This is a genomic window from Agrobacterium sp. CNPSo 2736 (assembly GCF_004005385.1).
Classification (GTDB): domain Bacteria; phylum Pseudomonadota; class Alphaproteobacteria; order Rhizobiales; family Rhizobiaceae; genus Agrobacterium; species Agrobacterium leguminum.
Genome location: NZ_RZTX01000005.1, coordinates 363,723 through 370,034 on the forward strand (window position 1 = coordinate 363,723; position 6,312 = coordinate 370,034).

The window sequence follows — 6,312 nt, forward strand, 5'->3', positions numbered from 1 at the left end:
CCATTGTCACGATTTGCACGTTTTTCCCCGGAAGCGGTTTCTCTTCCCGGGTCTCTGTGCGACAAGCGAAAAAAGCACATTTTAAAAGCCGGACTTTTGGACGGTAGCGGCGCCACGGCTGCGCCAGGGAGTATGACATGGCAGATGTAACGGTTGAACTGGACGATCTCGATTTTGCTGGCGACGACAAGGTTGTGCCCTTTCAGGTCGAAGGTCTGGATGTGCGCGGCCGCGCCGTGCAGGTGGGTCCGCTGCTGAATGCCATTCTCGAGCGGCATGACTATCCCCCGGCGGTCGCCCGCCTGCTGGCGGAAGCGACCGTTCTGACGGCGCTGATCGGCACGTCGCTCAAGTTTTCCGGCAAGCTGACCGTCCAGACCAAGGGTGACGGCCCGGTCGACCTTCTGGTTGCGGATTTCACCGCGCCGGAAAGCATGCGCGCCTATGCCCGTTTCGATGAGGAGCGGCTGGCGGAGGCGATTGCGGCCGGGGCGACCTCGCCGGAGCAATTGCTCGGCAACGGCATTCTGGCCTTCACGATCGATCAGGGGGCGGGCATGCAGCCTTATCAGGGTATCGTGCCGCTCGATGGCTCCTCGCTGGAAGACATTGCCGGGGTTTATTTCCGCCAGTCGGAACAGCTTCCCACCCGCGTGCGGCTGGGCGTTGCCGAATTCTTCGACCGTGATGGCGAAGGCAAGCCGCGCCATGGCTGGCGTGCGGGGGGCGTTATTGCGCAGTTCCTGCCGCAGGCGCCCGAGCGGCTGCGCATGCGCGACCTGCATGGCGGCGATGGCGATGAGGGCGGTCACGAGGTGCAAGAAGACGATGCCTGGACCGAAGCCGTCACGCTGCTGAACACGGTTGATACCGACGAGCTGACCGATCCGCAGGTGCCGGTGGAACGTCTTCTCTTCCGGCTTTTCCATGAGAGCGGTGTGCGCATCTATGAGCCGCAGGCGGTTTTCGACCGTTGCAGCTGCTCGCGGGACAAGATCAAGGGCGTGCTGTCCGGTTTCACCGCCGAGGAGATCGAGGCGAGCGAGGAAGACGGCGCCATTGCCGTGACCTGCGAGTTCTGCTCCACGACCTATCGCTACGATGTCAGCGAATTTGAAAATGCCTGAATGAAAGCCGCGTCCTGAAGGGCGCGGCTTTTTCCTTGCAGGATGAGTGTCAGTTCAGGACCCGCATCAGGCCGGGTGAATCCAGCGAAAAAGCGGGGATGGTGACGTTGAACACCTCGCCATTTTCCGTTTCCATTTCATAATGGCCAAACATCAGGCCGGAAGGTGTATCCAGCGGGCAGCCGGAGGAATATTCGTAGCTGTCGCCGGGTTTCAGATGCGGCTTCTCACCCACGACGCCTGGCCCATAGACCTCATCCACCTGTCCGTTCTGATCGGTGATGTGCCAATAGCGATTGACGAGGGTAACCGGAATATCTGAATTGTTCGCGATCACGACTTTGTAGCCCCAGACGTAACGATCGTCATCCGGGTCGGATTGTTCCTCGAGATAATACGGATCGACCGTTACCTCGATATCCCTTGTCAGAGCACGATACATACGCGCCACACCTCGATATTATGCCTGCCGTCGCATCCTACACTATAGGCTCTGGCTATCGTCAAGAAAATGAATGACTTGACGGGCAGGAGGCGTCTCCTGTTGCGCTGTTTTCCACCGTTAGGGATAACGGGAAAGGTAAATATTGGTTGCCTGAAGCGGTCTTTTCGAACCGTGCAGGCGAACCACGGCCCGACACGCGGTCAGGCCATGGCAATTTGCCGATTGAATTTTCAGGCCGAAACGGCCGCCAGACCCTTTGCCAGATCTTCCAGCAGATCGTCGGTATCCTCGATGCCGCAGGAAAGGCGCAGGGTGCCGCCGGAAATACCGAGTTCGGCACGCGCCTCGTCGGTGAGGTTCTTGTGCGTCGTCGTGCCGGGGTGGGTGATGAGGCTCTTGGCGTCGCCGAGATTGTTGGAAATCTTGACGATCTCAAGCGCGTTCTGCAGCTTGAAGGCCGCTTCCTTGCCGCCCTTCAGTTCGAAAGCCACGAGCGTCGAGCCGCCGGACATCTGCCGGGCGATGATGTCCGCCTGCGGGTGGTCGGCGCGGCCGGGATAGATGACCTTGGCGACCTTGGCGCTATCGGCGAGAAAATCGGCGATTTTGCCGGCATTGGCCGTCTGTTGTTTGACGCGCAGCGGCAGGGTCTCGATGCCTTTCAGAAGCGTCCAGGCATTGAAAGGCGACATGGCCGGGCCGGTATGGCGGAAATAGTCCTGCAGTTCTTCCTCGATCCACTTCTTGTCGGAAAGGATCACGCCGCCAAGGCAGCGGCCCTGGCCGTCAATATGTTTGGTGGCCGAATAAACGACGATATGCGCGCCGAGTTCGAGCGGCTTCTGGAAAAGCGGTGTGGCAAAGACGTTGTCGACCACCACTTTCGCACCGATCTGGTTGGCGAGCTTCGCCACGCCGGCAATATCCACCACTTCGAGCGTCGGATTGGTCGGGCTTTCGAGGAAGAACAGCCTGGTGTTCGGCTGGATCGCCTTTTCCCAGTTGCCGAGATCGCGACCGTCGATCAGCGTGCATTCGATGCCGTATTTCGGCGCAAGCGTTTCGACCACCCAGCGGCAGGAGCCGAAGAGGGCGCGTGCGGCAACGATATGGTCGCCGGCGCGCAGCTGGCACATGATGGCGGCGGTGACGGCGGCCATGCCCGACGCAAGTGCGCGGGCGTCTTCAGCGCCTTCCAGCAGGCACATGCGCTTTTCGAACATGTCATTGGTGGGGCTCGCATAGCGGGCGTAGATGAACCCATCCGTTTCACCCTTGAAGCGCGCTTCGGCGGCTTCGGAGTTTTCGTAGACGAAACCCTGGGTCAGATAGATCGCTTCCGACGTTTCACCGTAAGGGGAGCGTAGCGTACCGCCGTGAACGAGCTGGGTTGCCGGGCGCCATTTATTGCTCATGTGATCACCTTCAAAACAAAAAACCGGCCGCAAAAGCAGACCGGTTCCTAGCACCCGGTCTTTTTAGCCACTTGTTTAACGTGGCTGCAAGCCGACCGGCCAAATCACCACGGGATAAGCTTGCCATACTGCCGTTACCGGCTTGCGTCAATGCTTTCCTTTTGGTTTTGTCGCCGTAAAAAGGAATGATGACCATGACCAGAACCACGGGCATTTTGGCGGATGGCGCGATCAAGGCGCTGTTTGCGGGCGGCAAGCTGAAGAGCGAGGCCGACCTCGATGCTGACCAGGTGCAGCCCGCCAGCCTTGATCTCAGGCTCGGCTCGAAGGCCTATCGCGTGCGCGCCAGCTTCATGCCCGGCCCGGGAAACCGCGTCATCGACAAGCTCAATCGTCTCAGCCTGCACGAGATCGACCTTACCCAGGGCGCGGTGCTGGAAACCGGTTGTGTCTATATCGTTCCCTTGATGGAAAGCCTTGCGCTGCCGGTGGACATGTCGGCCTCGGCCAATCCGAAAAGCTCGACCGGCCGTCTCGATATCTTCACCCGCGTCATGACTGACAGCGCGCAGGAATTCGACAAGATACCGGCGGGTTATGCCGGCCCGCTCTATCTGGAAATCAGCCCGCGCACCTTCCCCATCGTGGTCCGACGCGGCTCGCGCCTGTCGCAGATTCGCTTCCGCATCGGCCATTCGCTGCTCAACGAAAGTGAATTGCTGAAGCTGCACGAGACGGAAACGCTGGTTGCCAGCGACACGCCCAACGTGACCGGCGGCGGCATCGCGCTCTCGATCGACCTCAAGGGTTTCGGCGAAAACGGGTTGATCGGTTATCGCGGCAAACATCATACGGCGGTGGTGGATGTCGACAAGAAGGCCCAGCACGACGTTCTCGATTTCTGGGAGCCGCTCTACGCGCGCGGCCGTGCCGAACTGATCCTCGACCCGGATGAATTCTATATTCTCGTCTCGCGCGAAGCCGTCCACGTTCCACCGCTCTATGCGGCTGAAATGACCCCCTTCGACCCGCTGGTGGGCGAATTCCGCGTGCACTACGCCGGCTTCTTCGATCCCGGCTTCGGTCATGCGCAGGCCGGCGGCACAGGCAGCCGCGCCGTGCTCGAAGTCCGCAGCCATGAGGTTCCATTCATCCTGGAACACGGCCAGATCGTCGGCCGGCTGGTTTACGAGCATATGCTGCAGAAACCGGAAGGCCTCTATGGCACCGGTCTCGGCTCGAATTATCAGGCGCAGGGGCTGAAGCTCTCCAAGCATTTTCGCGCCGAATAACCTACCCGGCGGGTGCTTGACACCCGCTGCGAACTATCCGATGTCTTATGCGCGGCGCGGGTGTAGCTCAATGGTAGAGCAGCAGCTTCCCAAGCTGAATACGAGGGTTCGATTCCCTTCACCCGCTCCAGCGACCTTTCCAACGAGATTTGGCGTCAAGGGGCGTTGTCAGCCTGGAAACTCGCGTAGTTTCGTATCCGATCACCGACGAATTTGGAAATCCGTGAGACAAGATTGGATGATCTTGGTCGCCTGACTATGCCTAATCCGAGAAACAATTTTAGTTTGTTCTTAACTTTGGTCCTCATCAAGGTCTTGCGGGGATATGCGTATTGCGGTAACTTCTAGTTGTTGTTTTATTCGAAGAGCCGAAGGGCTAGAAATAGGCGGGGTCACGCTTAAAACTCACGGATGAAAAATAATAATCTCGCCATGGCATTGGTAAGATTGGGTGTTACGTGATTTTTTAGCTACCGCGTTCTTTTGAGTAAATGACTTGCGACTATCGTTTCGTAATAAAATATACTACTTTAACGCTTCTTGGATCGGATGATCTGATCTATTAACCCGGTAGGGATCGACAGCAAGGACAGCTGCAGAGTGAAGCATGAGCGGCATTGCCGCGACCAACTTCGCTTCAAATGCAGGCCTCCTAAACATGTCCCTCGCTGCTTTCATTCCTGGTTTCCGATCGCCACTTCCTCCTGATTTTTGTCTCGCAATTGTGACGGCGGTTCGAGTTTCCGCTTATTCCCCGATCGCTATCCAGGCAGAGCGGAATACCTTGGGTAATTCGAGGGCCGCGCCTAACAGTTCCAAATGGGCCGTCACCACCCTGCTTTTGGCGGGCCTGCTCGCGGCAGAGCCGGCAAATGCTCAGTCGCCCGCCGATGATTTTTCGCGCCAACAGGATCAGCAACAGCAGTTGCAGCGGCTTGAAAACCTGAAACAGATAACCCCTGATAGTGTCACTGGCCGTGAGGGCGGGGCACCGCGAGGCGACGCGAAGCCCGATGATTTATGCTTCGATATCTCCCGTGTGGAGATCGAAGGTGCGGCGAACCTTTCTGCCGCTACGCTTGGAACACTGACGCGGCCTTTTAACGATCGTTGCGTCGGCGTTGCCGATATCACGTCTCTCCTCAAGGCCATCACCGACATCTATCTAGACAAGGGATTCGTGACGTCACGCGCCTATGTTCCGCCGCAGGATATTGCCGGAACAGGATTGCTGAGATTGGTCGTTGTCGAAGGCACGATCGAGGATATCTACTTCAATGGTCAACCGGCCGAGCAGAACGGTTCATTCGCTACGGCCTTTCCCGGCATGAAAGGAAAGGTTGCTAATATTCGCGATGTTGAGCAGGGGCTGGACCAGATCAACCGTCTGTCGTCCAATAACGCCAAGACTTCGATGTTGCCGGGAAAAACGGATGGTACATCCATTCTCAACGTCGAGAACAAGCCGGGCAAACCTTGGTACGTGAGCATTTCCAATAATAGTCTCGGCCAGCAAAGCACCGGCTACTCCCAAAGCAATATTTCCTTGGGTTTCGATGACCTCTTGGGTCTCAATGATCAGTTGGGGCTATCTTATGGGCGTAGCGGCCCGGACTACCCCTGGGATGATGAGGGTCGCGGGCGCAGTAACAGTTATTCGGTCAATACAAGTATACCCTATGGCTACTGGACATTTTCGGCGAACGGTTCCTGGTACGAATATGACAGCACTATTCCCGGCAATTTCGGGCCGATCGAAACTTCGGGTGATTCCGGTCAGATTGGATTTGGCATCGATCGCGTTATCCGGCGAGACAAGGACTCGATCACGACGCTCAGGGGCGGCCTCACCTACAAGCAAACCAACAATTTTCTTCTCGGCAACCGGATTGAGGTTGGAAGCCGCCGATACACGATAGGCACTCTCGGTTTGTCGCGTTCGCAAAGAATACTGGGTGGCGTCATCGCCCTCGATTTTGCCCTTGATAAGGGTCTCGATCTTTTTGACGCTGCGGAGGCCGGAGAGCCCGGGG

Annotated in this window: 5 protein-coding genes, 1 tRNA gene and 1 riboswitch; of the genes, 4 read left to right on the top strand and 2 right to left on the bottom strand. The window is 57.7% G+C overall.

Translation table 11 applies throughout. From position 1 onward, the window contains the following. Positions 1–137 precede the first annotated feature (137 nt). Complete coding sequence (locus tag EM858_RS11955; protein ID WP_080817974.1) at positions 138–1,127, top strand: Hsp33 family molecular chaperone; 990 nt, start codon at positions 138–140, stop codon at positions 1,125–1,127. Positions 1,128–1,176: 49 nt separating this feature from the next. Here the strand turns inward: EM858_RS11955 and apaG are convergent, their stop codons facing one another. Beyond that, positions 1,177–1,569, bottom strand: a complete 393-nt coding sequence (gene apaG, locus EM858_RS11960; RefSeq protein ID WP_003503545.1) for a Co2+/Mg2+ efflux protein ApaG — start codon at positions 1,567–1,569, stop codon at positions 1,177–1,179. A gap of 233 nt (positions 1,570–1,802) precedes the next feature. Then, positions 1,803–2,987 carry an O-succinylhomoserine sulfhydrylase gene (locus EM858_RS11965; RefSeq protein ID WP_127756810.1) on the bottom strand — a complete coding sequence of 395 codons (1,185 nt, stop codon included), beginning with the start codon at positions 2,985–2,987 and terminating at the stop codon, positions 1,803–1,805. A gap of 42 nt (positions 2,988–3,029) precedes the next feature. Then, a riboswitch (SAM riboswitch) is annotated at positions 3,030–3,108 on the bottom strand. A 73-nt stretch (positions 3,109–3,181) separates the two neighbouring features. Here EM858_RS11965 and EM858_RS11970 point away from each other — a divergent pair. From EM858_RS11970 to EM858_RS11980, 3 genes are all read left to right on the top strand, one after another. Beyond that, complete coding sequence (locus EM858_RS11970; protein ID WP_127756811.1) at positions 3,182–4,279, top strand: 2'-deoxycytidine 5'-triphosphate deaminase; 1,098 nt, start codon at positions 3,182–3,184, stop codon at positions 4,277–4,279. A gap of 56 nt (positions 4,280–4,335) precedes the next feature. Further along, positions 4,336–4,409 (top strand) — tRNA-Gly (locus EM858_RS11975). A gap of 477 nt (positions 4,410–4,886) precedes the next feature. Then, positions 4,887–6,312 (top strand): ShlB/FhaC/HecB family hemolysin secretion/activation protein (locus EM858_RS11980; protein ID WP_164865410.1); only part of this gene is annotated, 1,426 nt, incomplete at its 3' end.